Raw genomic sequence first — 25,865 nt, 5'->3', positions numbered from 1 at the left:
GCGAACCTGTTCACACAGAAAAGCCGCCCCAAGAGGCCCACCGGCACTAACGGCAGTTCTCAGGATCGCTTTCTGAAAGGTTCTTGGTTAGATAGCGCGTGTGAAGGCGCAGTTTGGAAAAGCGGGCACTGCGAATACAGAAAATTCGCCAGCGGTACTGTTTTACAAAAAGAAAACAAATAGCCCGGCGAACCGGGCTTAATGGCTTAGCTGACAGTGACGGTGCAGGCAGCCGAAGTTAGGGTTTTGCCTGCGGCGTCGGTGACTTCGCAGGTGTAGACGCCAGCATCACCGGATGCGACAGACGGGATGTTGAACGTCGAGGCGGTTTTGCCCGGTACAGCCGTGCTGCCCTTCTTCCACACGTAGGTGTACGGCGCGGAACCACCCTGCATAACCACAGCCAGATCCAGTGCAGCACCAGTTGCGAGTGCTTTAGTGGATGGCAGGTCAGTCAGGAACGCCAGCGGCAGCACGGATGAATCAGCGATCGGGTAAATCTGCATATCCGATTCGAAGTTCATACGCGCCTCATTGCTTTCCACTGCGTTAATTTCAGTACGCGGCACGCGCTGGAAGGACACCTTGGCGGAATAGTAACGATCCGCTTTGCCGCGCGGGTTGTGGAACCACACCGCTGTGGTATCGCTGGATTCGTCCAGGTCAATAAGGCGTTTGTAGATCGCCAGCTGCGGGTCGTGCGCGAAGGTGTAGACCTGAACCACGGCGTTTTTGAACGTCGGGATGGTGCGGGCCTTATCATCTTCCAGGAACTGCACGCTGATAGTCTGCTGGTCACCGCCCTCAGTGGACAGCGTCATAACCTGCGGCATGGTGATCCACGAATCGACTTTGCGCAGCGTACCTGCGCCGGTTCCCGCCGGGAATTTCTTTGTGTCGGTGGTATCAAACGCTTCCAGCACGATTTTGGTGCCGGTCACCGATTTAACGCGCAACACCATGTTGTCCAACTTAAGCCAGCCGGAATTCACCTGCACAACGTCGCCCGCCAGGATGCCTGCGGCGGATGCAACGGTCAGTTCGCATTCCGTCGCGTTGGAGGCTGCAGTGAAGGTGATCGGAGCCTGATAGGCTTTGGCCACGTTCACACGCGAGCCGTTAGGGATTGCGAATGCCATAGCACTCTCCTGAATTTAGGTAATAAAAAAACCCGCCGGGTGGCGGGTCAGTAATCAGCGCGGTATTGCATGCTGACGGGAGTTGTGAAAGTTATGGAGCCGCTGGAACCGTTGCGGCTCGCCGTTCGGTCCTGAATCGGCGTGCGCACCTGCGGCGGTCCGTTTATGTAAACCGTCAGATCGCCTCCCACCAGCGGCAGTCCTTCCGGAAAGGCGTCAGCGACAGACTTAGCCAACCCTCTGGCCTGCGTCACGCCGCTGCCGGCAGGAGCGATGATGTTGAGCTGCAGAATGCCCTGATACGTACGCAACTGCCCTTCCAGGTCCTGCCCCACGGTTTGCGCCGGCAGAACATAAACACGCCCGTAAGGCGCATTATCCGGAGGAGTAAAAGCGATGTTCGGCCAGGCTACTGGCAGCCCAAGCGATGAGCAGATAACCGCAATGCGGCTCTCCAGTAATTCAGCAATTCGCATTGACTGGTCACTGGCCATTGCGCACCTCGCTCATTGCCTCGCGGAATAACTGCGCGGCATCCAGCGCAGTGATGCCCACCATACCGCCAGGGGCCTGACCGGAGTGCCCATTCTCCAGCGCCTGTGCATACGGCAGGTTATTGGTGAAGTAAATCGAGCTAACCTGCCCTACCCGGAACACCTCAAGCACTGCCAGACCGCGGGAGTTGGAACCCTGACCGGAAGCGTCCGGTGTATCGTTGGACTGGCTCGGCTGGCTATCGAACCCCACGTACCAGTTGTTCTTGAAGCGTCCGCCCACATAGCCATCAGGCTTTTTGATGTCCATCGAGTCGTTGACGCGCAGCCCACGCTTAAGCCGTCCGGACCTGGTCAAGTTGTCCGGATTATCACGAAGGGCAGCGTTATGATCCCGCACAGCATCGTTATATGCCGATGCCGTTTGGTTCACCTGCCAGATATCAGGGTTACCAACAGGAGACATCTCAACCAGTTGAGCGAGAATTTTAATTCCCGTCCGGCGCACCACCTCGTCCATCTCCTGCTTCGAGCTATCCACGAACAACTGAATGGCAGCCAGGAACGGCTGATTAGCAGAACTAGCCATACCTACGCCCTCAGTTGGATGTTGTAGGAGATCAACACATCGGCAGGCTTAACGGGATTCGGTTCTACCACGCGCCACTTTTTGCCGTCGATTTCGATGCGATCATCGATACGCACTTCCGTTTCGTACGTGGCCGCCAGCTTCTTGTCGCCGGTAGCAATCAATGAGCCATCGATTTCGCGGGAGGAGTATTCGGTGATAACGCCGGTGACGGTCGTAGTGATTGCCGGAGTGGTAACCTCTTTGCCGAACTGATCGCGGGTGGTGCCGCCACCGCGGGTAAGCTGGTATGCCTTCCCATTCTCGGTCAGCAGCCGGGTTGCCGTCGCGCGCATGCGGCGATAGTCGATTGGCATATCACCCCCTTTCAATACGGATTTGATTGCCGCCCACCACCAGCCCCCGAAGCGAGGAATAGAACCAGGGGAACGACGGCGTAGCCTTGTTCGTGCCAGGTTCGTACTGGACCGTTACCGCGCCCTCAACACGTTCCATAACCACCGCGCCACCACCAGCAACCGACGGCGTGAGGTCAATTTCCTGCGACTCGATAGCCAGGCGACATTGCGCATCAACCAGACGTTGAGGAATGGCGTCATCCGGCAGGTCAACACCATCGAAGCGCACGCCCGAACGCGGCCATGACAGCGGCTGCGATGCGCTGGAGCGCTGCCCTCGCCATATTTTCCCTTCCAGAAAGTCCATCGCCTGCATCAGCAACGTCTCACACTCTTCATTTTCGGCAGGAACGGTATATCTGCGCCCCGCCGCGAATGCGCGCAGGTCAATCACGCTGGCGTAGCTGTTGAAATCAGGTGAATGGGGATCGGCAACCAGCATGGTTATTCCTCCAGACGCCAGTCCAGCGCCAGCCAGTTATCGACTTCGTCAGGGTGAACCTCGGCGCTCAGCGGGCCGCCGGGGAACTCCGGTTGGTCACGAACCATGATGACCAGGTCGCTCGTCTTTTTCTCGGCTTCACGCTGCGCGCGCTGCTCTTTGGTTAATCCGGCCATTGGGCCTCCTGAAAAACAAAGGGGCCGAAGCCCCCAGTTGTTAGCCCATGATGATGCATGCGTGGCGTGGCTTAACGGCAGCAACACCCCACGACAGACCGACTTCATAGCGCACCTGGCGGTACTGGCGGTACAGCGCTACTTGGAAGGTAATGCCGGAAACCGGATCGGTCACGTTCATGACATCATCTGCGGTATCGCCACCTTCTGGCATCGCCGGGGTGCGACTCGCAAGCAGGAATGCGTTACGGGCAAAGGCCATGTTTGGCGCAAACTCGCTCAGCACAGTGACCGCAGCCTGGTCCGCCAGATCCTGACGCAAACCAGGCGCGCTGATGGTGATACTTGAGGAGGTAGCAGCCACAACCATGTACTGGTTATCGTCCCCGGCGAACTTCACCGCGGTGCCAGCTGCAATGCCGCCGGTACCAGCAGAGATAGCAATAATGATGTCACCAGCCGTCTTCGCGCCATTTACTTTATAGCCAGCAGCCGTGCTCTTCGCGGTGCGGCCGATGTTGAATGACTCATGGAGATTGAACCCCATGATTTTGCCGATAATGCCTTCACGCAGCATCCGGTCAGTTCCGGCTTCATTCGTTTTAAACAGCACAGACTGCTTACCACGAATAGATGCCATCGCCTCACCACCAAGCACCATGCGCATGTCAGTAGTTGGAGCACCATTGTCGGTCAGAATCTGACGCGCCAGTGCCGCATCGCTCAGGTCATCTTTAATACTGAACGGGGTATCCTTAGGCGCGCCAACAGCGCGGGACGAGTTAAAGAACAGCGCTGCGAGATCTGCATCCACTTCGTTGGCCAGCGCACGGAACGCCTCCTGAAATTGGTCTGCGAGAATAATGTTGTAGGTGCCGGCCGGGCCAAGTGCCAGCTGTTCTTCACCGTTCCACTTGACCGGGGCCATTTTGGACTTGGTGATGGTTACATCAACCCCATCAATCACCTGCTCGCCAGTGTTTGGCGCGGAGGCTCCGGGGGTGATGTCTTCAGTTTTAGCTACTGGCGCAACTGGCGCACGCACAATCTGGCCTTTGGCTGCGGCATCTGCTTTGGCATTTCGCGCAACGGCAGGGATAAACCCAGTTTGCTCACGGGAAACTACGTTCAGTGCGGTGTAGATGGTCGGGATCAGACCAGTAAGGGTGTTACCTGCCATTTATGGCTCCTTTCGATTAATCGACGATGCTGACGCCATCGCTAAGCGCTGCTTGCTTGCCAGCGTTATCAAGGGAATCAAACGCACCGCGTTTCATGGTTTTCTGCCCGGCCTGATGCTGCGACTGGTGAGAGCCACCGCCGCTGTTGCCGGACGCTTTGAGGATGTAGTCTTTTTGCGGATGCAACTCGACCAGAGATTCCAGCGCTTCATCAAAGCCAGCCAGTTCGCCAGGCTTGGTGCGGGAGAACACCTTGTTGCCCTGGCCGTCGTAGGCAACGACCTTGCCGTCTTCGATTTTGAAGTTATGCCCGAAATGGGAACGCACGAACTCAGCCGGGATAGCCATCTTCTCTGAAATGAACTTCGAACCACCGAAGCGGCCGCCGATCATCTCGTCATAGAGCTGGGTTTCCAGCTGCTGGTTCTTGCCGTTCACTTCATCCAGTTGCTGCTGGAACACCTTGGTAATTTCAGCCTTGACCTGGTCAACGGCGCCAGCGTCGATCAGCTTCTTCTGGTCGATTTTGGTCATCATCTCCAGGGCTTCGAGTGCCTTGGTCGGGTCGCTGATGCCAGCGAATTTCGCGAGACTGGCTTCCGCCTGCTCCTTCGCTTCACGGTGAGTTTTGGCTTCACCGTTCAGGGAGGTGATTTTGGTCATCGCTGCGGCTGCGTCGAACGGGATCTCTTTGCCGTCATCATGGACGTACACAGGCATACCGTTTTCAACGACCACATTGCCGTTAGCATCAAGTTTGAGTTTCATTGTTTAGCTCCAGCCTTCCGGCCATTGGTAATAGGTCATCCGACCCGGTCACCGCGTCGCATCCGCTCAGCGGCAGGCATAAAAAAGGCCGCCCGGAGGCAGCCTGATGTTGATGAGGTTTGTGTTACTCGAACGCCGTCGCATCCACGCGGCGCAGTTCGTCCAGGGTAAGAAACTCCCCGGCATCATTGAACATCTCCGGCACCGTGATTTTGCCGTCACGTAGCATCATGGCGCGGGTGACGCCCAGCACCTGCTCCTGCCGCGCGTACGGTTGCCGGGTAAGCCAGTCAGCATAACTGGTATGAGCTGGCACCTGTCCGTCCATTGAGGCGCGTGTGGCGCTGCTCAGTTCGCCTGAGGCTATCTGCAACTCCTCCCACGATTTCGTGATCAGGATTTCACCAGAGCGGCAGCAGAAGTGGATTTTGCCGGGGCCGCGCAGGTACGGAACCACATGGCCCAGCGGCTTGCCGTCGAGCGAGTAGAGTTTACGGTCCCGGATAATGCACCACTGGCTGGTATGCGTATCGAGCGTCGAAGACCACTGCTTGGCCTTCACGATATCGCTGTTGGCCTGGGCGAACTCCTGGCGCGCCGTGGCGGCCATATGGTTCACTGCAGTGCGGGTCACCACCGCCAGGTCGCGGCGGGATGCGTTGATAACCCCATCTTCACGGTTGAGTTTCGGCGTGCCGGCAACGCGCCGGACAATCTGCTCTACCGTTTCGCCCTGGAGGAAACCGGAGCGCACAGCGTTGGTGATTTTGTCCAGCCGGTCGGCTTCAAGCTTCTGTCCCCACTCTTTCAGCAAACGCCCCTGGAACGGCTGCGCCACTGCTGCGGCATAAACCTGCTCAGGTGCGATGCTCTGTAGCGGCACATGCTTAAGGATCTGTTTCGGAATGATGCTGCTGAACAGGTCCAGTTGATACCCGGCTTCATACTCAACGTAGCGCGTCAGCTCTCGCGCCAGCGCATCATTGACCGGTTCATAGGCCTGTTGGTTCAGGTCACGTACGCCAGCCAGCAGCGAAGCGAGGCGGCGGGCACTGTAGGTATCGGCACGCTTGCCGTCCAGCAGCACCAGCAGCCTGGCTGCCAGGTCATTATCCATTTTATTCAGCAGCGCCACCATGCGCCGGGCAACGCCATTACCGTAGCGGGTCACATACAGGCCATGCGCTATCGTCTCGTCCTGGAGCCTGTCATTGACGGAGCGGGCCATATCACACCTCGCCTGGTGGCGTTTCAGTCAGTGAGGCTGATTCAGCGAGCAGCTCGCTCAGCACCACATCGGGGTCTGCATCAGCATCAATGATGTTCAGCTTCTGTAATGACTTAATCGCATCCACCCGGCGAATATCACCGCCCTGGCGCAGCGACTGAATGGCCAGCGCCGCAGGAGGGTTGAACTCCTTCGACTCAACATCCAGTTCAGTGCGGACATCGACACTGCCGCCGTCTTTCTCGCCGATGTACTCGGCCATGATTTGCAGGATGTTGTCGATCGCGTCTTCCAGGCTGGTTGCCATCGTGTAGAGGGGCGACTGTTCCTGCATCTTCTCTTCCGAGGTCTGGTCAACAGACTTGGTCGAGGTGTTATCGGTACGCAGTAACTTAGCGCCCGCCTGGCGCATCTGTTCCACCAGGTCAGTCAGTGACTCTTTGCCGGCACCGATCGCTGCGCCAGAATGCTCGGTGTATTCCATTCCCTGTTTTTGACGATCGGAGAATGACGTGGCCGAGGAGGAGCCAATCACCAGTTCCTCTCCCTCCTCGAGTCCAAACACTGACAGGATTGGAACACGCACCACGTGCAAAATGTTGTCCTGCTCGCTCTGGCTCTGCCAGTGCTTGACGTTCAGCAGCGCCATATTCAGAAGCGGCGGAGAGCCGCACATAAAACCGGTGCGCTTGGTGTAGAGCGTGACCAGCGTTATGTCCTTGCGGGATGTGGTCCATTCGTCGTGCAGCGCCCAGTTCACCTGACCGTCGGCACCAGTGGCCTTGCGGTAAATCCGCACCTGCCCGGGCGTCAGCAGGCGAATCTGCTCGACCTTTGTCTGCCCAAAGTCGTCACCGTGCTCGACCACCACCTCTTTGATGCGCAGCTCGGTGAGCGTAACCTTGCCGCCGGTCATCTTCGACTTCCAGCCGATCACCTGGCGGGGATTCAGCATGGTGACGTATGGGCGTGCGCCGGTGGCCTTTTCGTCGGCTTTCGTCCTGACCTGCTCTGCATCCACCCGCGGATAGTCCACCAGCGCATGAGACAGGCCATATTGCATCGCCAGGCTGAAGAACGCCTGCGCCCATACATCGAGGCGACTGCCCTCCAGATCCACATTCTTTGCGAACTCACGAAGCTGGTCCGGGACGTTCTCGCCCAGTTGGATAGGCTCAGCGAATACGCGACCAACGTTCTGGTTGATGGTCTCTTCGTAGGCAGGAAGAAGCGTGGCCACAGCCAGGCGCTTTTTGTAATCCTCTTTATCCTCTTTCGGCCAGCGGGGCAGATAAGCCTCGCCAAGCTGGCGCATGTATAGCGTGCCCCCCATCAGGGCGTCGTTAATGTCCCACGCCTGCACCATGTTCCCATAGTCCAGATTGGGTGTTGAAATATCAGGCATGGGTTAAAGCCTCAGGCTGGTGACTTTGCCGACTTTCTTCGGCGGTGAATGCAGGACGGCGTATCGCGTGCCATCCCAGTCGTGATCTTCCTGCTGGGTGTCTACATCGTCAGGGTTCTTACTGTCGCGAACGAGCACCGGTACGCGGCTTATCCAGCCCCGGCAGTAGTCGAATACGTAGAATGCTGGCTTCTCAGGCATGCCTGATTCCAGCTTCTTACCTTCAATGACAGCCTCAAGCATGTCAGCAAACAGGGCCGCGCCGTTCACGCGCGATCCCGGTTTCTTGTTGGATGGAACCCACTTAACTCCCTGCGATTCCATCTTCTGGGCAATGGAGAGTTCTTCATCTCCAGTGTTGTAGATAGCCCCGTCAGCCGGGCCAGGTAGAACCTTCTTGCAGATGCCGGGCATGATGTTCAGTTGCCCCTGAGTTAGCCCGTTGAGTTTTATCTCCTCGGGCTCAGCAAGCTCTTCGCCCACCAGCCGCTTATCCACCCACGCTACGCCTTTGGCGACATTCGTGGATGACATGTTCAGGCCCTTGTTCAGCTCGTCAGGAGGGCAGCCATACCATTCGCCAATCAGGATCAGAGACCCGGCAGGCGGGCAGAACTGGCGACCATCCGGCAGCTCGGCGGCGGTGCCGTCGGCACGCGCCCACCAGAGGTTGGAGAACGGCTTCGATTCTCCCCAGTCATGCGAGCGGTCAACCGTCCAGCTATCCGGGATGCGGAACGGCTTGATGACATGCAGCGATGCGTTCCACAGATGGTCAAACCGCCCGCCGCTGGTAACGTCCCAGGAGCCCTCTACCCACGCCTTGCGCCGGTTCGGGTCTTTGATAGCCATCAGCGTCGCGATGTACTGCGGATCCAGATATGGGTTTTCTTTGAACGAGCCGTGAATCGCAACGCGGGTTAGCGTCACATCCTCTTCGCGCTCAGTCTGCGGGTTAAATACCTTCTGCGTTTCGCGAATGATGGTGCCGCGTGGCGCTGGCTCGATGAAACGCTTCTTCACCCAGGTATGGCCGATGCCGAACGGGTTGGTCGTGCTGAACGTTTCTAGGGGGATCGGCTTCAACAAACTGCCGTCCGGCAGCGGGTAGTTTTCCGGGCGGAACGACGAACGTCGGCAGGAGAACATCATCTCGTAGAACTCAGCAGACTGCTGCTTGGTCAGTTCGTTGAACCCGATAAACGGGAACTCCTGCCCGTGATAGTCCCAGTAATCGCCCTCTTCTTTCCCGAAGCGGAAAAGCAGCTCCTCGCCGGTAGGCCAAACCCAACGTAATTCACTGGCCGATGCCAGATAGCGTGCACCGTCGTTAAACAGGCGGTACATACGTTTTGACTGGGTAATGATGTCGGTGAGGTTTTTATACTCGGTATCAAAAATGACGCCACGCCAGAACGAGTCGTAGCCCAGACCAACAAGGCGGCGAAAGCGCGCCAGCTGCGCGGCAGTTTTACCCGGCCCACGCGTTCCCTCGTAGAGTATTTCGTTACACGGGCAGCTCAGGGAGAGCGATTGCGACCCAGGCAAAGGTTTCCAGACAGCTTTGTAATTCATCCACCAAGAACCTCGCTCTGCTGCTTCTGGGCTGCCGCTTCCCAGTCGTCTACGTTATCGCAGGAAGGAACCGGCATGATGCTGTGGGTTGCTACGACTTTCTGTTCGACCTGCTCTTTGAATGCCTGCACGCGAACGTGCTTGCCGAGCAACTCAAGGTTCTTCACCTTGTCAGGCCATTTAACCTTTTTGAGGATGGTTTCTGCCGTCTCCTCATCGAAGTTCTGAATGGTCGTACTGATGTCCAAGCCGGTTAACGAAATTCGCCAGGCTTTAGGCCATGAAGTAATTGGCTTGAGGCTGCCATCGTCATTGAGGATGTCCAGAACGTCCATCTGGTCGATTTCAACCAAGCGTCGAAGCACATAATCGGCATCAATACCCACATCTTCGTTGCGCTTACTTTTGAGTTCGGCGATCCTGTTTTGGATGACAGCTTTTGACAGCAACTTTGTAGCGGTACGGTTAGCAGTTTTAGCGCTGTACCCCACACGAATCGCTGCCTGAGTGGCGTTTAAATCGATGAGGTACTCGCGACAGAACATTTCTTGTTTGTCGGTGAGTGCCATGTATATCTCATTTAAAAAGGAAGCTTTATGTCTGAAAGTGAGCGCAAGCCAAAATTTAAGACCGGTGATATCGTTTATTTAGTTTCAGCCGGCCCGGCGATGGCTGTTCAGGAGCCAATCATTAACTCCTACAAGGAATTTACCGGCGATTACTGGTGCCAATGGTTTGCGGGGAGAAAGCAAGAAAGAGCAAGATTTCCAGAGGACTCACTGACTGCAACCAACCCAAAGCCGTAAACCCAAACTCGCCAAAGTTATCTCTTACTGACGTGACGAATTGGATGATGGCGCAGTTGGAAAATGATAATTGCCTATATCAGCAAGACGTAGTTGATTATTTAGTCAAAGTCGATAATGAACAGCTTCTGAAAGAAAACGCTGATGGTAATCTGGTTTTATCTACGCCTATCATTAACCAGTTCCGCAAAGTAAGTGGTGATAAAGTGGTTTGGGTTAAGCCTGAGCGATACTGGCGATACCGTGTCACTGAAGACGAACCAGGTCGTGAAGCTCGCGGTTAACGTTTAGGGCGATAAACTCGCCATTCTTTTGCCATTACGATGGGTCTGCCCATGGTGATGGCAACAAAAAAACCGCCCGGAGGCGGTAAGATTTCGAGGAATTTGCTGTCATCATTCGAAGATAAATTCTAAAGAATGCATCTCTGCCAATTTATTTAAAATCTTCTTCTTACTGACGAATCCTTGTGTGTATTTAACGTAAAGATCTGACAACTCTACCCAAAGGCTAGTTAAGTTCGTTGTCTTTAAAAGCCCCTCACACATAACCCATGCAGAAATCGCGTCATGCCAGCATTTTTTTAGCTCACTAAGTCTTAATTCTGCTGCTGATTCCTCTGCGGATATAGGGAAGCGTGATTTCATTAACACCATATTAGCAATGTGCGCATTCCATTCATCTGGCATCATGTGAATGGCGTAATCCAACGCAAGCAGAGACCTTTTGAATTCGCTTCTTATTTTGGTTTTTTCTTGCTTTTTCCATGTGTTTAATGCGGATGCGGCACATATGAGCGTTAAAAGTGAACTCAATGCAGCAAGCCAAGCCGCTATAGCCCCATTCATTACCCAATCTGCAGAATATCGGGTAGCGAGTAATGTTTCGTACGATATGATATCAGCGTCCATTTTAGCCCCTTCATTTTTATGGGCTAATTCTACATTGCGCGAAATTGTTGGTCACTATCTCCATTATCGAAGCCCCTCGGTGAAGAGCTTCTGTAATGGCTTAGCCCAACTTGGCGCGCACCAGCGCATCTTTGGCTTCGAGCAACTTGCGGAGGCCTGCTGACTTTTCAGCGCCGTCCGGCAGTGACTCATCAATCAGCGTCGCAAGATCGCCAATTGGCTTGCTCACTTCCTGCAGGTGCGCCGGGAGATGCTGATATGCAAAATACTTCATGATTGGAGATGACATTCGTTACCCTCGGTTAGTAAAAATCCCCGCTATTGTGAGGCTCGTGATGCTTCAATTTCCCTGATGCTGGCTTTATCGATGTTGCACTGGCCCAGCGCAGACAGCAGGCTGACATTCAGATCCAAACTGGCCCCGTAGGTCAGCGGGTCGGGAATGCTCGGCTGGGGCGTTTCAGTAGTCAGGCTTGCCGGAAGCGGCAACACTGGCACCTTCACGTAAACTGTCCGCGAATTGCCGCAGCCGGTCAGCAGATGCAGGAGGCACAGGCTGACGAGCGCAATCATCATTCGCAACAGCCACTTTGATATCTGCCTGGGCTCCCTGTGACTCCAGTGTGATCTGGTTCTTTGCATCCTGGTTAGCCTCTGAAATGGCGTTGATGATATTAACGGCCTGTATGACGTTCGCAGTGACAGTTTCAGCGGCGCTGGCATTCTGCTCAGCAGTATCAGCGCGTTTCTTTTCTGCCTGGTACTTATCGTGATAGTGGCTGGCTGACCAGATGAGCGCACCGAGGGTAGCCAGCAGGAACGCGGCAATCAGAGCGAGATAGCGAAGTTTCATGGCTGTTCCTCAAAATGCGACTGGTGCAGGTGAGCCAGGAAAATAGTCGTTACCCGAGCTGGCTGTTTTCTTCGGCTGCGGCTTCTCGCCCCACAGGCAGACTTCACGCTCAATCTCGCGCCGGGTTATCAGCCCCTTCCACTGCTGCCCACCAGCATAAGTCCAGCGACGCAGCTGATCGCATGCGCCCTGAATATCACCCTGGTTAATTTTGCGCAGCAGCGTGGAGGTTTTGAAATTGCCAGCACCCACGTTGTAAACGAACGAGTAAAGTGCACCGCGAGTCGCCTCTGGAATCTCGACCCTGATGTATGGGTTAATCTGCCTGGCTACCGCGGTAAGGTCTTTGTTGAGCAGTGCGCGGCATTCAGTCTCGCTGTAGGTTTTGCCGAGCATCACATCACCGCCGGTATGCCCATAGCAGACTGTCCACACGCCAATAACATCTCTGTAGGGCTGATACCTCACACCCTCCAGCCCATCGTGACCGTTCGGCCCCGTGATTAGGGCGGCAGCGATAGCAATAGCGCCACCACCGATTGAGGCGATGATTTTATTTCGGAGTGCCGGGGACATCATCACCTCCTGACTTTTTCCTGTACTCCCTGTCGCGGTAGTACCAGTTGATGATGAATGTGCCTATGGTGCAGGCAATACCGATAACCAGCGCCCAGTCGTTAAGCGAGAGAGCGCCGAACAGCGTCGTCGTTGTCCCTGCGCCAACAGCGGCACCATTAGTGAATTTTTCCATACGATGCATATCTCTCACCTCCGGACGTTGTCGGGGTGCTTTACTTGAAGGGGGATCAGGCTCTCCGGACGAATTAACGACAGGACCTTGATGGGGTTTCCGGGAGCCTGAAATAGAAAAGCCCCAGCGGGTGCCGGGGCTAAGTGTTCAGCATAAGAATTAATAAACCCGATTTGTTAACCCTGTCAGGTCGTCAGGGTTCCCTGCTTTCCACAGACAAAGGAAACTGATAACGTCATAATTCCACAGGCAATTAATGGGTATTATATGACTAACTTCACTGTTCGAGTTGAACTGCATAACGCCGATTCTGACGATTATGAAGAGCTGCATGAAAAAATGGAAGGTAAAGGCTTTAAGCGGACCATCCTGAATGGGGATGGCACAAAATACCAACTCCCTGACGCTGAGTATAATTATTCCGGTAACATTACCCGGGCAGACGTTCTTGAAAAGGCCTACTCAACGGCAAACTCAGTAAAAAAAGATCCCGCTGTTTTAGTTACGGAATCAGCTGGGCGCACATGGCGTGGTTTGGATAAATCCTAATCCGCGCAGACATCCGGGGCGCTATCGTAGCGCTCCATTTTGACAAACGCAGCAGCAACAGCCTCGCCCAGCAATTCATATTCAGCAACGCCTGCGTCGCTCCTCATACAAACAGCAGCGTTTGATAACGCTTCGCGCGCAAGATGTTTCGAATCTTCAGGCAATTCAGAAAATTTCATTAGCATCCTCCAGATACGAAAAAGCCCAAGGCGTTAACCTCGGGCTCTGTTGTGTGATTCAGTCGACAACCAAAGCTATGGCGACGATATCAGATTTACGCTAAATGTATGCTATTTAATTGACTTTTGCAATACTCTGCTGCGAAAGGGCTGATTTTTGTTGTGATCGTGTTCTCACTGCTCGCAGTAAAGCATCATTATCAAGTCGCTCAAATATGGCGCACATGGCACTCCAGTAGTCGGCGTAGTTATGGCTCCAGTTATCCGGCTTCACTCCGCACAGCTCAGCCAGTTCCTGCTTCTGGTATGTGTCACGACCGGCCAGCTCAGCTTTAACATCCTGCGCCGCCAGCCAGATCAGCGCCTTCAGCCTGTCCATCGTTTTTCCGGCCACCTTCTTGGTCCCCATCTGCGCGCGGAACTCACCCCAAGCCCATTGGGTTATCGCCACTTGGTGATCCCACTGCACGCTCTCGCTGTAGTTCCAGAGCAGCCACGCCTTCTGGTGCTCCTCGAGCGACAGCACAGCCCGACGCCACGACGCGGTAGAGTATTCGACCGGCTGAACCAGAGGAATGTGCGAGCCCTTTGCGTGTGACTGTTTGCCGGGGATCGGTGGGTTATCAACTGGTACCCATTTTTCGCTTTCTTCGTCCCAAACCTTGGGCTTCTTCCGCTTAAACGTACCGGTATCGAACTGGGCGTTCTCCAGCCAGGCCATCAACTGCCCTTTCGTAGCCCCACTCAGATCTGCGGTCGCGATGATGAGCTGCTGGCGTACAAATTCCAGGTATTGAGTATTCACGCTGTAGCTCCTGCCAACTGGTTAATGCGTATAAAATTGCGAAGAATGCGGTAGTCCACCAGCACCGAACCCGGGCGGCGGTAGATGCGGAGGCGCAGCCAGCGCATGCGGAGCGATTTGATAAATTCAGGCTTCACGCAGCCTCCTGCTGTTTCAGTTCTTTAAGCTTTGCGCGGTACTCATTGCGGATCCGGATATAGTCCTCGCGCTTCCATTTCGGTAATTCGTGTGGGCCCATCAAGGCATCAAAGCGGGCCTGGCCGATTTTGGCGATTAGCGCCGGACGGTAGGCCGTCAGGTTGCCGGAGAGGTGGTTGTTGCATGGGGCACATTGGCGATGGCAATTGTCCTCATTGAAGCGCAGCTCCGGATTCGCCCCGGTTGTGCGGAAGTGACCGGCATGATACTGACCGTCGTGATAACGCCCGCAGCTGATGCACGGGAGATGTCTGTCGCGGTACCGGATGAATTCGTTAAAAGCCTGCTGCGCCTGGTTGCGGAAGTAACTTAGAGGCTTCACGGCCTGGCGGCGTTCAAGGGCATGCTTACGCCCTTCCATTTCGGCTTTCTTCTCTGCCTTGATCCGCTTTGCCGTATCCTTCACTTTCTGCTTAGCACGCAGGTCGATAGCGTAACGGGCGCCGTGTTCTGGTGAGCACCACCAGATATTTGCGTACTGTGGGTGGAACCAAGAGCCACAGACTTTGCACTTGCGGCGGGATGGCTTACTCATGGGCACCACCCTGCAACTGGCGAATAGTCAGGTTGCCGCAGAACACGGCACCAGTGTCGATGTAATATTGGTTCGCGAATCGGATCGGCATGCGCGCCGGAGTGTGGCCGAAGACAAACAGGTCTGCGCCTTTGATTTCTTTCGCCAGACCGTCCTGTGAATCGGAAATCCGTTCGCGGTTCCATATCACCTGCTGGGCATCGACGGGCTTGTCGAACTCATATTCGTCGTGCGGGTAATCGGCATGGCAGATGACATATTTTTTATCGCCGGTCACCAGTTCGATGATCAGCGGCAGCTCAGCCACTTTGTGCGCCAGCGCTTTCGCCAGCACCTCTTTGTCGTAATCGAGATAGAAGAACCAGTCACCGCCATTGGCGATCCAGTGATTGACGTTGCCATGCGGGGACAGGCCATCCAGCATCATCTGTTCGTGGTTACCACGAACCGCCAGGAACCAGGGTTGATTAATCAGGTCCATACACTCAACGTTCTCGGCACCGCGGTCGATGAGATCGCCAACCGAGATCAGCAGGTCGCGCGCCGGGTCGAATTCAATGCGGTCCAGTTCAGACATGAGCAGCGAGTAGCATCCGTGCAGATCGCCTACTACCCAGATATTGCGCCAGTCAGCGCCGTTGATGCGTTTATAGATACTCATGCGTGTTTCCTTCTGGCGGCAAGACGCAGCCAGCGGACATCAGCCAGGTGGGCCGTATAGTGGAATGTTGGGATATCAGACGGACTTAATTCGACAGCGCGCTTGCGCCTGGCTGGAACCCGGAAGATGTGACGTTCTATGATGCGAGCGAGAGGGCTAGCCACGGGCACCTCCGAAGCGGGATGCCCACTCCATAGCCAGGCGGGATTCATCACCCCAGCGGACGTTACGTTCGGCACCAAAGGCATGGATTAGCTCGATGAGGTCGCGCATCTGGCCGACGGTCATCTTGCTGGTTGACTGTCCCAGCACCACGAAGCCATCACCGGACAAATTGGGCACCACATCCTGCTTAACCAGTGCCGCAGTAAAAACATGCTTCCACGACTCAGGTGATAGCTTGCGGCCATGCCATTCGACCTGGCGGCTGATGTCGCCCAAAATGGCCCATAATTTTGCGTTCTGGTCGATAGAGCGGGTCATCTCTTTTATCTCGATGACTACAGGGCGCTTCTCGTCGAGTTGCAACTGATTAATGGCGTTGATGGCATTGGCGCGGATGTTGGTATTGCGGAGGAGGTATTGCTGTTTCATACGGCCTCCCCACAGGAAGCCGCAGAATGCAGAAAATCGCTGGCGTCGCTAAACGTCAGTGAAATGAGATTTGGGATGTTTTGGTGCGCCATGGTGTTCTCCATAGCGCGAGTAATCAGTGTCAGTTGTTCAGGCTGACACTGTTATTATGCACAGGGATTGAGTAATTTCAAAGCCATTGTAAAAGAAAAAACCACTTCGTGAGTGGCTTATGGTCTTGCTTCAGCTTGTTTCAGATTTAACGATATGCTGAGGATGAACTGTTTGTTCTGTCGTCTGCTTTATGCCAAGAGCGGACATTGTCCTGTCTCTGGATAACATTAATAAAGATAACATCTTGATTATCATCGGCAGCATCATATTTTTTGCCATTAAAAATGGCTTAGGGCTGCTCACCAATAAATACAAAATACAAGACTACACATTTTATTAATTTAGTTTATTATCAAAATCCTTATTTTAATAGTTGAGGTACATTATGAATACGTGGATTATTCTATTAATCGCTGTTATAGGTGAGGTTGTAGCAACAACAAGCCTGAAACTTAGTGAAGGATTTACTAAACTGGTACCTTCTGTCGTGGTGGTTGTCGGATATGCCATTGCATTTTATTGTTTATCGATTACTTTAAAGTCCATACCACTTGGTATTGCCTATGCAGTCTGGTCTGGACTTGGTATCGTTACTGTATCTATACTGGGCTGGCTCGTATTCGGACAAAAATTGGATATTTGGGCTTTATTGGGAATGTTCTTGATTATCTGCGGCGTTTTAATTCTAAATCTTTTATCGAAAACCGCAGCGCATTAAACCATCTATGTAATTGGTTGAATCTTTATCCCAGTTTTTGAATTGTTAACGGAATATAGGTGGATAAGCGGAGAAATTATTCATTATCCGCCCACTTCTAATTCTTAATATTTGCTAAATCATCTAAACATTTTGGGTAAATGCCACCTCTTATCCTTTGTGCGAAGAAAACCAATATGTCCGCTCCTCGCTCTAAGCTGCCCAAACTTGTGTAGCCGGGCAGCTTAATGTGCGATTATGCCGCCCGCTCTTTCACCGAGCACATCTCCGGTAAATTCGCCCTCACCAGTGCCTCGGCGAACGGTGGCGGTACCGCGTTGCCGCAGCGCGCCACCTGCTTATCCTTCGCGTACTTCACCCCGCGATAGTCACGGTCAATGATGTACCAGTCCGGGAAGCCCTGCGCCCGGTATAGTTCGTGCGGTTGCAGCATGCGCATGCCAATATCAACGATGCGGTAAGTTATGCCGTCAACTGTCACCAGCCCGTCGCAATCCTCGCCACAGTATTCCCGCAGAAACTCAAGCGTCTGCTGCGCGCGATGTTCGTCGTATTCATCGACCGCAAGAGTGGTTTTCACCTCCCCTACGTGCAGGCCGCCCGCCGTCACCGTTGGCATTGGTTCACTGGTTGGTTGTCCGTCCCGGCAGGTGCCGCGCAATTTCACCAAATGAGAGGTTATTGCAGCATGATGATTTCCCGTAGTTAAGGTATGAGCCGGATTGCCCAGCGAACCGCCCGGATGACCAGTGTTATTGACCATTAAATGCGCAGCGACAACTGCGTGGTGATCGACCGTGGTAACTGAATGAACAGGCTCATCTAAACCGACGCCTGGTCCCGAGTAGTTACCGCCGTAGTGTTTCGCCAAGAATGCGCTCACCGTCGCGAATTTATTCCCGCCCGCCACCACTGTACCCAGCGGCTTATGCAGGCCTGGCACGCGCGGTTCCTGCCCGGGGCGCTCGCCGTAACCCATCTGGATCAGCGTCGGTGTCACCAGCTGCGATTTACCGCCGCCACCAGCAGTTATTGTTGCGCTCGGCTCATCAGCGCGGTGGCCGATGCTGGCACCGAACTGGCGGGCGATCACCGGCGCAACGACGCATGACCGTGACTCTTTCAGGATTGTATGAGCCGGTTTATTCAGCGAGCGCGGCTTTGCCTGGTACTCACTGCCGCCGCTGCCAGCCAGAAAAGGAGTCAACGCGGCTTCCACCAGACCGAGAGCATGCCCGTTACCACCCGGGCGCTTTGACGTACCGGCGGTGACTGTGGGCACCGGCTCGGTGACATCCTGCCCGGTTGCGCCGGTGCGAAACTTCGTCAGGTGCGGTACCGCGATTGCGTAGCCATGGGTTTTGGTGATGGTCTGCAACGGTTCGCCCAGCGCCTGGCCGCGGAAACAGTCATATTTGCCTTTCGTGGTAGTGTGGTTGCACTTCACGATGAACGGCGACGCATTGTCGATCACGAACCGCTGAATGCCCCGGGCAATGCGTTTGAGGGTGTTTTCCGCCAGCGGCTTTTTGCGGTCGAATATGGACGGCGCAGGGATAGTCCAGTCGATACATTCCGCCGCCGTCCGCCAGGCTTTCAGCTTACCGCTCTGCACTGCTGATGATTTAGGATCACCGTGTGTCGGCTCCGGCCAGCTCACCGGCACGCCGTCGCACCGCATAACCATGAAAAAGCGTTTTCTGATTGTCGGTGCGCCGAAATCACAGGCCCGCAGTTCGCGGTAATCTACAGCATATCCGAGCCCGTCCACCAGCTGCTGCGCCTGTTCGCCGTCGGCGGCAATGCCCAGGAATTCGCAGCACTCTGCCAGCGCCGGATGCCCGGCGGGGATACCGCCGGAAAGCATGCCGCAGAACGCTTCGAAGGTTTCTCCGGCACGCTCAGGGTCAGGCCGCTGCTCTGTTGGAATAGGAGGGCCAATAAAATCACTTAAGTGGCGCTCAGCCCAGCTGATAAACGGCATTTCGCGTAAAAGTGGCCCCCACGTTTTAAACTCTTCGACGTTCTCCAGCATCATCACGCGTGGCCGCACCGCCAGCGCCCAGCGAATAACGATCCACGCCAGACCGCGAATTTCTTTCTCCACCGGCTTTGAGCCCTTGGCCTTCGAGAAGTGGCGGCAATCCGGGCTAAACCATGCCAGCCCCACCGGGCGGCCTGCCGTCGCCGCCATCGGGTTTACATCAAACACCGATTCGCAGTAGTGCAAAGTATCCGGATGGTTCGTGGTGTGCATGGCGACGGCGTTCTCGTCGTGGTTAATCGCAATATCCACACTGCGGCCGGTTGCCAGTTCAATTCCGGTAGACGCCCCGCCGCCACCAGCAAAATTATCAACGATGATTTCTCTCACGCGTATTTCTCCATGGCCGCGGCCAGCGAACAGGCAGCAGTGATGATCGCCGGTACCGGCATTTTTTCCAGCCACATGCGGTTGATGTGATGTTTCAGGCGGCGCTGGTGGTGCGCAGGAAGATCTCTGGCGCTTTCTACCTGTGAATAGACCATGCCGACTTCAGCGGGCCAGACTGTTTCCGGCACATCCACCAGCAGCAGGCTTTCAAGTTCTACGATGCGATTGGTAGCGTACTGCATCAGGTGATCATGCTCTGCTCGCTCAGATACTCCTTTCTTAACAAAACTAATCCAGTGCGTTTTGTCATTTTTCCCGGTACGTTGCCACACTGCTGGTTTTTCATCGGTAAGGGCCAGTATCTGGCTAACGGGGATCTGCACCTCACTCCATTTAAAAATCAAAACGCCGTGAGGCCTCAGGACGCGAAACGCCTCAGCAAACCCAATACGCAAATCATCTCGCCAGGTTTCCCGGTTCAATTTTCCGTACTTTTTACCCTGCCAGTCATTAGGGCCAACACGTTCAAGATGCGGCGGATCGAAGACCGCTACCGGAAACGTAGCGTTGGCGAACGGCAGCGCGCGGAAATCAGCGATTACATCAGGGCTGATAACCAGGCGGCGCTCATCGCAAAGTACGTGCTCCTCAGCGCGAATATCGCAAAAGACGGCGCGCGGGTCGGTTTTGTCATGCCAGAACATGCGCGAGCCACAGCACATGTCGAGAATGGTTTGCTCACTCACAGCGCACCTCCATTGCTGTTACCGCGCAGTTGGGCGGCGAACTCGCAAACTGTTACACCACCTTCCTCTGAGTAATCGGCGGATGAGATATGCAGGCCGTGGACAATGCTGCCGTCGTCACGTTGAATATTGCCAACCCACAACAGACCGTCAGTAAAATCACCGTACCCGGATTCATTGCCGTCACCGCATTGCGAGCAAATAGACTCAATGTCGGATGGATCAAGGAAAATCTGTTGAGGCACAATGGCGCAACCTTCAGGTATCGCGCTGGCCAGCACTTCAGCCAGGAATGCGTCGGTGGCCGGGGTTTTGATTTCTCGATTTACAATCACGTTTTTTACCCCGACAGAAACGCCACGACTGGTCATCTGGTGGGGTTCGATCACGCCGTTTTTTGTCGATTCTTTCAGGGTCAGATTTTCCGACGCCATCGCCGTAAGGTCAGATTTAAGCTGATCGATCACGCTGACCACATCATCAACGCTGTCTGCCCCGGTAGCCTGACGCATGGCCGTTTCCCACTCGATTTCTGCCTTCATGGCGGTTGCACGTTCTGCGCAGGCGGTGCGTGCGGCAATCAGTGCGCAGTTCAGCCTTCCCGCCAACTCTGTCAGTAGTTGCGCCGTCTTCGGATTTTCGTACTTTGCGGCCACGTAGGTGGCGCGTATCAACTGCTCATGGGTCATGTCTTTCATGCGCGGGCACTCCCGAAAAGTTTGTGGATCTGATAGCCCTGCCAGTTCTGGCGGCATTCATCGCAGACGACGTTCACTGAGGCCGCTGGCTTTTCTGACTTAGCTGGTCTGGGCTGTGCTTTTCGTGCTTCGCGGTATGCGGCGCTGGTTGCCCTGCGCTTTGCATCGCTGCGGCGGGTGCTTTCCCCGATGTAGGCTTCGTAATCCTCAAAAGTCAGGAAGAACCCCTGCTTACCCTGCTTGTGAAGGTCGCCGTTTTTACAGGCCAGATCGAGAAAGGCCCGCGTGATCCATTCGCTTTCGCGAAGCAGATTTTTCACCCCGGCGAAGGTTAGTCGACGCTGTTCTGCCAGCGCTGCCTGAACAGCTTTAACCCGGGCCTGGTAGATTTGCTCCGGAGTGCGGAAGTCCTGCGCCAGCCGGTAAACGTATTTCCGCATGCGCCCGGAGCGAACCACGGTCCCGCTACGCAGCAGGCCACCCAGCAGAGTTGAGGTCCGGTTTGGTTCCATGCTGATAGCCGCAGCAATTTCATGGAGATTCCCTTCCCGGTTAGCCAGGAATATGATAACGGCGTTTACTGAATTCGTTGTCATGATTAAGCCCTCCCGCCTTTAAGCCCAAACTTCGCCCGGATTTCCTGAATTTTCGCCATTCCTTGCTCACGCGTAACAGGTTTGCTGCCCAGCACCGGCAGACGCGCAACCGGCTCAGGAATCACTTCACCAGCGCGAATGCGTTTCACCATTTTCGCCAGCTCTTCACCGGCTTTGCGGTTGAGCTCCATGTCGGTAAGCCCGTAAGAGCGCATCTGCTGGTACAGGGTTGTGACCATCCAGTAACAGGCGCGGTATTTCACGGTGCGCGGGGTGATGTCGTTGTCAGGCCATGAGTAGGATTCTGCGTCGCTGTAACGGCTGCGGTTGCGGCAGTACTCGTAAACCAGCTTTACCAGCTCGTTCTGGTCAGGCAGACCCACGGCGGCGCTTTCCTCGGCGCGGCACCATGCCACGAACTGACCGGGCGACGGCATGAACGGTTTTTCCTGTGTGCGGGCAATGCGCATCCCAGCGTCGACCTGTGCGAAGCTGATGATCCCATTTTCCGCAAAAGCCAGCAGCCACTGGCGACGGAATTCGTCGATATCCGCCTGGGTTTTAAAAACGGACATGCTGGCCGGGAACGCAGCGCGCAGCTGGCGAAACAAATCGTTGAATATCTGGGCGGCATGCTCCTGGCGAGATTCGGATTGCTGCTCCGGCATACCCATCGCAACGCGGCGCATTTGCTCACGATCGAAATTACGCATCTCGGTACCAATGTTTTTCATGGCAGCAGACCCTCCGCCCAGTCGGTGTTATCGAAATCCAGCGGCGTTGTGCTGGCGCGGGAGTTTTTCGGTTTACGTGCGCGTTTGGCAGTCAGACGATCCCACTTTTTGCGAAGGCCGGACGGGCTCATGATGTTCTCGCCCCAGAAATCGTCTTTGCTTGCCCATTTCAGCAGGTCGCAGATTTCGTAATGCGTGCGGTGGTCCTGTAAGCGCATAAGGCGGATTGTATTGGCCCATTCAACCCACTTCGGTTCGGACAGACTGGCGTTGACCGTCAGCAGTTGTGAGTAAATCCAGCGGGCAGCTTTCAGGTCGTCAGCAGTACCCCATGACTTGCCTGACGGGGTGTAAATTCCGTCAGCTGCTTCAGGGTGACGAGAGAGAAATTTTTCAGTGGCGTCGTTACGAGATTCTTCAGAATTCCGAAACGTAGATCTTTTAATGTTTTTATTGTTGTTATTACCTTGTTGTTCATGATGCGCGGGTTTAAGCGCGGCTATTTGCTCGGGCTTATGCGCGGCATTACCCTCCAGACCCGCGCCGTTGCTGGGTTCGTTATGCTCGGGGTAATGCTCGCCGTTATGCTCGGCTTTATGCGCGGGCAAATTGTCTATTTTTTGAGCGTAAAGCACATAATTTGTGATAGTGATCACTGTGCCTTTCCGACGTTCACCGACGGTGGAAATCATCCCTTCTTTCTCAAAAAATGAGAGCATCCGATCCACCGCATGGCGGCTCGCTGGCTCTCCGTTTCGGTCGCACAGATTCAGCCCCAGATCGGCTGAGGTGGTCACCAGTTGTCCGGTTTGCAGTGGCCACTGACGCCCCTTAAAACTTGCTGTGTACGGCTGTCGGGCGGCGTTCAGCAGAAGGTTGTCCCACAGCGTTCGCAGGAAAACATCTTTAGACCAGGGTTGTTTAAGCACACTCCGGTACAACGGGATGAATCCGGTCTTCTGGTTTTCCATCCGGTTGCTCCTGGCGGCGGAATGCGCCGCGAAATTGGCGTAGGCGACATTCGACATTGCTATGCCTCCCGCGCCTGGTAATTTAAATTGGTGTTTGTCATAATGACCTCGCAATGACTACCCGTTTTTGCATCCGAAGGCCGTTGCTGTTCCACCAGCACGGTCTTCACCCTTTCAGAACAGCCCGCGCTGTTCGGTACGCTTAACGCGCTTTTCTTCGAACCTGTCGGCTGAGGTTGTTTGTTTCTCTGCCCACAATTTCGCGTGTCGTAAAACATCATCGAAAATTTTCCCCTTGCGGCTTGCCTGAGACATGCGCCGGTATAAGTCCACGGCCTGGAACGCCCCCCCCCTGAGCCACCGGCACCGGAAAACCCAGGCGGATAAGCTCCTCACGGACGTGCTTCTCGATAAACTGCTCATGGTTCATAAGCGGCCCCGGTTACATGACACCCAGCATCGACGTGACCATCGTCATCAGCGGCCCGACCTGCTCGGGCATCAGGCGAAACAACGACGCGATCCCCTCGCTCACCTCTTTCAGCTTCTGATGTTCAGGCGCTTTCATCAGCACGGCCTGCTTGGCTTCGGCGCACTCTTTCATCGCCGTCGCTACGCGCGAAAGGATGTCTTCCTGGGGGATAAGTCGTGTACGGAACTCCAGCGGCAGAACATTAAGAATTGCCGGCGTTAACTCGCGGATATTTTCGCGGGCGTAATCGGTATCGCCATCCAGCCAGCGGAAGAGCTTTTGGCGCTGGCGACAAATTTCCGTAGGAAAATCCAGCTCGCCGCCCAGTGATTTGTATTCCTCAACAATGAGTCCCCCCACTACATCCTGGTTATCGATCGCAGCAGCCCAGGCACGAACCGCAGTTCGCAGTTGCTCATGTGTTATCTCGAGCTTAGCTTGATAGCGATTTATCAACGTGACCGGTACTGTTCCGGTACTCTTCCGAAAATGAAGTGATTGCGAATGCATTTCGTGATCCTCAATTTATGCTGCGGAAATGCGAGGTGAAGCGAAAACGAGGCTTTCTTTCATAACCGGAGCTTGACCTTTGAAGTGATACGAGGCTGCTTCGATTGCTTTGGCCATTTCAGGGGATGCTCTACGATTTCCGTAAGCAATCTGATCCAAATAGCCAGTAGTTGTGTTGGCAAGGTTGGCTAGTTGTGCCCACTCATTAGTGGTTGCGCCTTTGCGCCAGCGCAGAAGTTCATTACTCATAAGTTTCTCCATCACAGGAATCGATCTGGAGTTTAGCGTTATGCTAAATATCACGCAAGAAACATTTAGCAATTTGCACATTTATCAATTTGCTAAAAGTGGTAAAAATGGCGGCATGGAAAATAAAGAAATCAGAAAAGCCAATCTTGAATCACTCTTTGAGCAAAAGCGTCTTGAGTCAGGAATGACTAAGGCACAGTTTGCTGAACTGGCAGATATGAGCCCCGCTATGCTTAGCCAGTTAATTGGAGATAATCCCAACAGAAACGTTGGTGACAGATTGGCAAGGAAAATTGAAACAGCATTGAGTCTGCCGTCAGGCTGGATGGATTCCCTACACCCTAAGGAAAATGCATCTAATGTTGCGTTTAGGGGCTTACATGAGCCAAAAGGCAGCTACCCAGTTATAAGTTGGGTCAGTGCAGGAGAATGGATGGAAGCTGTAGAGCCTTATCACCGAAAAGCCGTTGAGCGCTGGTATGACACCACTGTAGATTGCTCTGAAGACTCATTCTGGCTTGAAGTAAAAGGAGACTCGATGACTTCACCGGGAGGGTTAAGCATTCCTGAGGGGGCTGCCATTCTTGTTGATCCCGAAATCGAACCTCGAAATGGGAAACTTGTTGTAGCTAAATTAGAACAGGATAACGAAGCCACGTTCAAAAAACTGGTCATTGATGCAGGTCGTCGCTTCCTCAAGCCTTTAAACCCTCAATATCCGATGGTCGAAATCAATGGCAACTGCAAAATAATAGGCGTTGTTGTAGATGCTAAAATTTTGAACATCCCATAACTTTGTTAAATCTTTCCAGGCTCGCTAACGCGGGCTTTTTTTCGTCTGAGATTTATCAGCTAACACTTCAGAAAAAATTTAATTCCTTTCAAATCAATTTGCTAAATAAAAGGCTTAATATATTTAGCATTTCGCTATTGCTTGATATTTAGCATTACGCTAAATTAATTTCATCCAAACAGATACACAAACACAGCGCCGAGTAATCAGCAATGTTCCGCCAGCCGGGCGATAACGGCAGAGGATGAGATGGTTAATCAACACTACGGCACGATGCACATCATTCGCCAGTGCGTGGCACCGGGCATGCTGGCAAAGCACGACGGGCACACCTGGAATGTGTCAGCGGTTCGCGGCAAATACGTTTACCTGCGCACCATGCGCGGCGCCACACGTATTAACGATTGTCTTGTGGAAGTTCTTCTGAATGGCTGGGGTGATCCGATGATTCACGGACAGGAAACAACCGGTGCGAAATGCGCCTACTGCAAAAGCCCTCTTCAGCCTGGCGACGAAGTAAAAAGCACCCTGCTTTTACTGCGCGGCAACATGCTAGCCCGCGAAGAACGGCAGTACTGCTCCAGGCAGTGCGCCGGGTACGACCAGATGGCTCACGAGCCATAAACGCAAAAACCCGCCGAAGCGGGCCTTACGTCCGGTAACACCGACCAAAG

General features: G+C 54.3%; 36 protein-coding genes and 3 pseudogenes. 6 read left to right on the top strand and 33 right to left on the bottom strand.

Translation table 11 applies throughout. The features are described 5' to 3' along the window. Positions 1-206: 206 nt before the first annotated feature. From GV764_RS02555 to GV764_RS02505, 12 genes are all read right to left on the bottom strand, one after another. Entirely contained in the window at positions 207-1,139 is a 933-nt protein-coding gene (locus tag GV764_RS02555; protein ID WP_161658945.1) for a phage tail tube protein, read from the bottom strand. 47 nt (positions 1,140-1,186) lie between these two features. Next, a complete protein-coding gene (locus tag GV764_RS02550; RefSeq protein ID WP_236651826.1) occupies positions 1,187-1,615 on the bottom strand; it encodes a phage tail terminator-like protein in 429 nt (142 codons plus the stop codon). A gap of 7 nt (positions 1,616-1,622) precedes the next feature. Then, a complete protein-coding gene (locus tag GV764_RS02545) occupies positions 1,623-2,222 on the bottom strand; it encodes a hypothetical protein (RefSeq protein WP_161658943.1) in 600 nt (199 codons plus the stop codon). A 2-nt stretch (positions 2,223-2,224) separates the two neighbouring features. Then, positions 2,225-2,578 (bottom strand): hypothetical protein, encoded by a 354-nt coding sequence (locus GV764_RS02540; protein WP_161658942.1) that lies wholly within the window; start codon positions 2,576-2,578, stop codon positions 2,225-2,227. Position 2,579: 1 nt separating this feature from the next. Next, positions 2,580-3,062 (bottom strand): DnaT-like ssDNA-binding protein, encoded by a 483-nt coding sequence (locus GV764_RS02535; RefSeq protein ID WP_161658941.1) that lies wholly within the window; start codon positions 3,060-3,062, stop codon positions 2,580-2,582. Positions 3,063-3,064: 2 nt separating this feature from the next. Continuing rightward, complete coding sequence (locus GV764_RS21940; protein ID WP_201743032.1) at positions 3,065-3,238, bottom strand: hypothetical protein; 174 nt, start codon at positions 3,236-3,238, stop codon at positions 3,065-3,067. 40 nt (positions 3,239-3,278) lie between these two features. Next, the gene (locus GV764_RS02530) at positions 3,279-4,418 is read right to left on the bottom strand and encodes a major capsid protein (protein WP_161658940.1); all 1,140 of its coding nucleotides are present in this window, start codon (positions 4,416-4,418) and stop codon (positions 3,279-3,281) included. Positions 4,419-4,434: 16 nt separating this feature from the next. Then, positions 4,435-5,187 (bottom strand): DUF6651 domain-containing protein, encoded by a 753-nt coding sequence (locus GV764_RS02525; protein ID WP_161658939.1) that lies wholly within the window; start codon positions 5,185-5,187, stop codon positions 4,435-4,437. Between the two features lie 124 nt (positions 5,188-5,311). Next, complete coding sequence (locus GV764_RS02520; RefSeq protein ID WP_161658938.1) at positions 5,312-6,415, bottom strand: phage minor head protein; 1,104 nt, start codon at positions 6,413-6,415, stop codon at positions 5,312-5,314. Between the two features lies 1 nt (position 6,416). Further along, positions 6,417-7,820, bottom strand: coding sequence for a DUF4055 domain-containing protein (locus GV764_RS02515; RefSeq protein ID WP_161658937.1), 1,404 nt, complete (start codon positions 7,818-7,820; stop codon positions 6,417-6,419). A gap of 3 nt (positions 7,821-7,823) precedes the next feature. Next, a complete protein-coding gene (locus GV764_RS02510) occupies positions 7,824-9,395 on the bottom strand; it encodes a terminase (RefSeq protein ID WP_161658936.1) in 1,572 nt (523 codons plus the stop codon). Next, positions 9,392-9,964: a terminase small subunit gene (locus tag GV764_RS02505; RefSeq protein WP_161658935.1), complete on the bottom strand. Its 573-nt coding sequence runs from the start codon at positions 9,962-9,964 to the stop codon at positions 9,392-9,394. The genes GV764_RS02510 and GV764_RS02505 overlap by 4 nt, the downstream gene beginning before the upstream one ends. A 27-nt stretch (positions 9,965-9,991) precedes the next feature. On the opposite strand from GV764_RS02505, the gene GV764_RS02500 reads away from it, so the two are divergent. Continuing rightward, on the top strand, positions 9,992-10,201 hold the full coding sequence (locus GV764_RS02500; RefSeq protein ID WP_161658934.1) for a DUF2158 domain-containing protein: 210 nt from the start codon (positions 9,992-9,994) through the stop codon (positions 10,199-10,201). A 32-nt stretch (positions 10,202-10,233) separates the two neighbouring features. Beyond that, the gene (locus GV764_RS02495; protein WP_476561205.1) at positions 10,234-10,485 is read left to right on the top strand and encodes a DUF6953 family protein; all 252 of its coding nucleotides are present in this window, start codon (positions 10,234-10,236) and stop codon (positions 10,483-10,485) included. Positions 10,486-10,596: 111 nt separating this feature from the next. Here GV764_RS02495 and GV764_RS02490 read toward each other — a convergent pair whose 3' ends face one another. The 6 genes and pseudogenes from GV764_RS02490 to GV764_RS02465 form a co-directional block, all read right to left on the bottom strand. Next, positions 10,597-11,112 carry a hypothetical protein gene (locus GV764_RS02490; RefSeq protein WP_161658933.1) on the bottom strand — a complete coding sequence of 172 codons (516 nt, stop codon included), beginning with the start codon at positions 11,110-11,112 and terminating at the stop codon, positions 10,597-10,599. Positions 11,113-11,212: 100 nt separating this feature from the next. Then, positions 11,213-11,401, bottom strand: coding sequence for a hypothetical protein (locus tag GV764_RS02485; protein ID WP_161658932.1), 189 nt, complete (start codon positions 11,399-11,401; stop codon positions 11,213-11,215). 29 nt (positions 11,402-11,430) lie between these two features. Then, entirely contained in the window at positions 11,431-11,754 is a 324-nt protein-coding gene (lysC, locus tag GV764_RS22340) for an Rz1-like lysis system protein LysC (RefSeq protein WP_476561207.1), read from the bottom strand. Further along, positions 11,699-11,965 (bottom strand): annotated as a pseudogene (locus GV764_RS02475) (DUF2570 domain-containing protein); the annotation flags it as partial. The gene lysC and the pseudogene GV764_RS02475, both read right to left, overlap by 56 nt. A gap of 81 nt (positions 11,966-12,046) precedes the next feature. Continuing rightward, positions 12,047-12,541: pseudogene (locus GV764_RS02470) on the bottom strand (lysozyme); the annotation flags it as partial. Then, positions 12,519-12,725: a phage holin family protein gene (locus tag GV764_RS02465; RefSeq protein WP_161658928.1), complete on the bottom strand. Its 207-nt coding sequence runs from the start codon at positions 12,723-12,725 to the stop codon at positions 12,519-12,521. The pseudogene GV764_RS02470 and the gene GV764_RS02465, both read right to left, overlap by 23 nt. Before the next feature lie 258 nt (positions 12,726-12,983). On the opposite strand from GV764_RS02465, the gene GV764_RS02460 reads away from it, so the two are divergent. Beyond that, positions 12,984-13,265, top strand: coding sequence for a type V toxin-antitoxin system endoribonuclease antitoxin GhoS (locus tag GV764_RS02460; RefSeq protein WP_110497820.1), 282 nt, complete (start codon positions 12,984-12,986; stop codon positions 13,263-13,265). On the opposite strand, the gene GV764_RS02455 is transcribed toward GV764_RS02460, so the two are convergent. The 7 genes from GV764_RS02455 to GV764_RS02425 all read right to left on the bottom strand — a co-directional run bounded on the left by GV764_RS02455 (position 13,262) and on the right by GV764_RS02425 (position 16,237). After that, positions 13,262-13,444, bottom strand: a complete 183-nt coding sequence (locus GV764_RS02455; RefSeq protein ID WP_161658927.1) for a hypothetical protein — start codon at positions 13,442-13,444, stop codon at positions 13,262-13,264. The two genes, GV764_RS02460 and GV764_RS02455, sit on opposite strands and share 4 nt — an antisense overlap. A gap of 115 nt (positions 13,445-13,559) precedes the next feature. Continuing rightward, complete coding sequence (locus GV764_RS02450; protein WP_161658926.1) at positions 13,560-14,249, bottom strand: bacteriophage antitermination protein Q; 690 nt, start codon at positions 14,247-14,249, stop codon at positions 13,560-13,562. Next, positions 14,246-14,386, bottom strand: a complete 141-nt coding sequence (locus GV764_RS02445) for a YlcG family protein (protein WP_161658925.1) — start codon at positions 14,384-14,386, stop codon at positions 14,246-14,248. The genes GV764_RS02450 and GV764_RS02445 overlap by 4 nt, the downstream gene beginning before the upstream one ends. Beyond that, the gene (locus GV764_RS02440; protein WP_161658924.1) at positions 14,383-14,982 is read right to left on the bottom strand and encodes a recombination protein NinG; all 600 of its coding nucleotides are present in this window, start codon (positions 14,980-14,982) and stop codon (positions 14,383-14,385) included. Before GV764_RS02440 ends, GV764_RS02445 begins: the two co-directional genes overlap by 4 nt. Then, positions 14,975-15,643 (bottom strand): metallophosphoesterase, encoded by a 669-nt coding sequence (locus tag GV764_RS02435; protein ID WP_161658923.1) that lies wholly within the window; start codon positions 15,641-15,643, stop codon positions 14,975-14,977. Before GV764_RS02435 ends, GV764_RS02440 begins: the two co-directional genes overlap by 8 nt. Beyond that, entirely contained in the window at positions 15,640-15,807 is a 168-nt protein-coding gene (locus tag GV764_RS02430) for a NinE family protein (RefSeq protein WP_161658922.1), read from the bottom strand. The genes GV764_RS02435 and GV764_RS02430 overlap by 4 nt, the downstream gene beginning before the upstream one ends. Next, a complete protein-coding gene (locus tag GV764_RS02425; RefSeq protein WP_161658921.1) occupies positions 15,800-16,237 on the bottom strand; it encodes a recombination protein NinB in 438 nt (145 codons plus the stop codon). The genes GV764_RS02430 and GV764_RS02425 overlap by 8 nt, the downstream gene beginning before the upstream one ends. Positions 16,238-16,715: 478 nt before the next feature. On the opposite strand from GV764_RS02425, the gene GV764_RS02420 reads away from it, so the two are divergent. Continuing rightward, positions 16,716-17,048 carry a DMT family transporter gene (locus tag GV764_RS02420; RefSeq protein ID WP_161658920.1) on the top strand — a complete coding sequence of 111 codons (333 nt, stop codon included), beginning with the start codon at positions 16,716-16,718 and terminating at the stop codon, positions 17,046-17,048. A gap of 235 nt (positions 17,049-17,283) precedes the next feature. On the opposite strand, the gene GV764_RS02415 is transcribed toward GV764_RS02420, so the two are convergent. The 8 genes and pseudogenes from GV764_RS02415 to GV764_RS02380 form a co-directional block, all read right to left on the bottom strand. After that, a complete protein-coding gene (locus GV764_RS02415) occupies positions 17,284-19,422 on the bottom strand; it encodes a DNA cytosine methyltransferase (RefSeq protein ID WP_161658919.1) in 2,139 nt (712 codons plus the stop codon). A 278-nt stretch (positions 19,423-19,700) separates the two neighbouring features. Next, positions 19,701-20,168 (bottom strand): annotated as a pseudogene (locus GV764_RS22040) (class I SAM-dependent methyltransferase); the annotation flags it as partial. Beyond that, the gene (locus GV764_RS22035; protein ID WP_236651823.1) at positions 20,165-20,866 is read right to left on the bottom strand and encodes a hypothetical protein; all 702 of its coding nucleotides are present in this window, start codon (positions 20,864-20,866) and stop codon (positions 20,165-20,167) included. The gene GV764_RS22035 and the pseudogene GV764_RS22040, both read right to left, overlap by 4 nt. Continuing rightward, positions 20,863-21,462 carry a hypothetical protein gene (locus tag GV764_RS02400; RefSeq protein WP_161658917.1) on the bottom strand — a complete coding sequence of 200 codons (600 nt, stop codon included), beginning with the start codon at positions 21,460-21,462 and terminating at the stop codon, positions 20,863-20,865. Before GV764_RS02400 ends, GV764_RS22035 begins: the two co-directional genes overlap by 4 nt. A gap of 2 nt (positions 21,463-21,464) precedes the next feature. Continuing rightward, positions 21,465-22,196 carry a replication protein P gene (locus tag GV764_RS02395; protein WP_161658916.1) on the bottom strand — a complete coding sequence of 244 codons (732 nt, stop codon included), beginning with the start codon at positions 22,194-22,196 and terminating at the stop codon, positions 21,465-21,467. Further along, entirely contained in the window at positions 22,193-23,167 is a 975-nt protein-coding gene (locus GV764_RS02390) for a replication protein (RefSeq protein ID WP_161658961.1), read from the bottom strand. Before GV764_RS02390 ends, GV764_RS02395 begins: the two co-directional genes overlap by 4 nt. Positions 23,168-23,609: 442 nt before the next feature. Further along, positions 23,610-24,149, bottom strand: coding sequence for a toxin YdaT domain-containing protein (locus GV764_RS02385; RefSeq protein ID WP_161658915.1), 540 nt, complete (start codon positions 24,147-24,149; stop codon positions 23,610-23,612). 15 nt (positions 24,150-24,164) lie between these two features. Further along, a complete protein-coding gene (locus GV764_RS02380) occupies positions 24,165-24,398 on the bottom strand; it encodes a transcriptional regulator (protein WP_161658914.1) in 234 nt (77 codons plus the stop codon). A gap of 40 nt (positions 24,399-24,438) precedes the next feature. Here GV764_RS02380 and GV764_RS02375 point away from each other — a divergent pair, with 40 nt between their 5' ends. Together GV764_RS02375 and GV764_RS22335 are read left to right on the top strand one after the other, a co-directional pair. Then, entirely contained in the window at positions 24,439-25,191 is a 753-nt protein-coding gene (locus GV764_RS02375) for a LexA family protein (RefSeq protein ID WP_161658913.1), read from the top strand. A 249-nt stretch (positions 25,192-25,440) separates the two neighbouring features. After that, entirely contained in the window at positions 25,441-25,815 is a 375-nt protein-coding gene (locus GV764_RS22335) for a YdaE family protein (RefSeq protein ID WP_476561204.1), read from the top strand. The last annotated feature ends 50 nt before the right edge of the window (positions 25,816-25,865 follow it).

It is taken from the genome of Atlantibacter hermannii, from assembly GCF_009907385.1.
Classification (GTDB): Bacteria; Pseudomonadota; Gammaproteobacteria; order Enterobacterales; family Enterobacteriaceae; genus Atlantibacter; species Atlantibacter hermannii_A.
Note: the sequence above shows the minus strand (reverse complement) of the source record. Positions and strands in the feature narration are given on the sequence as shown.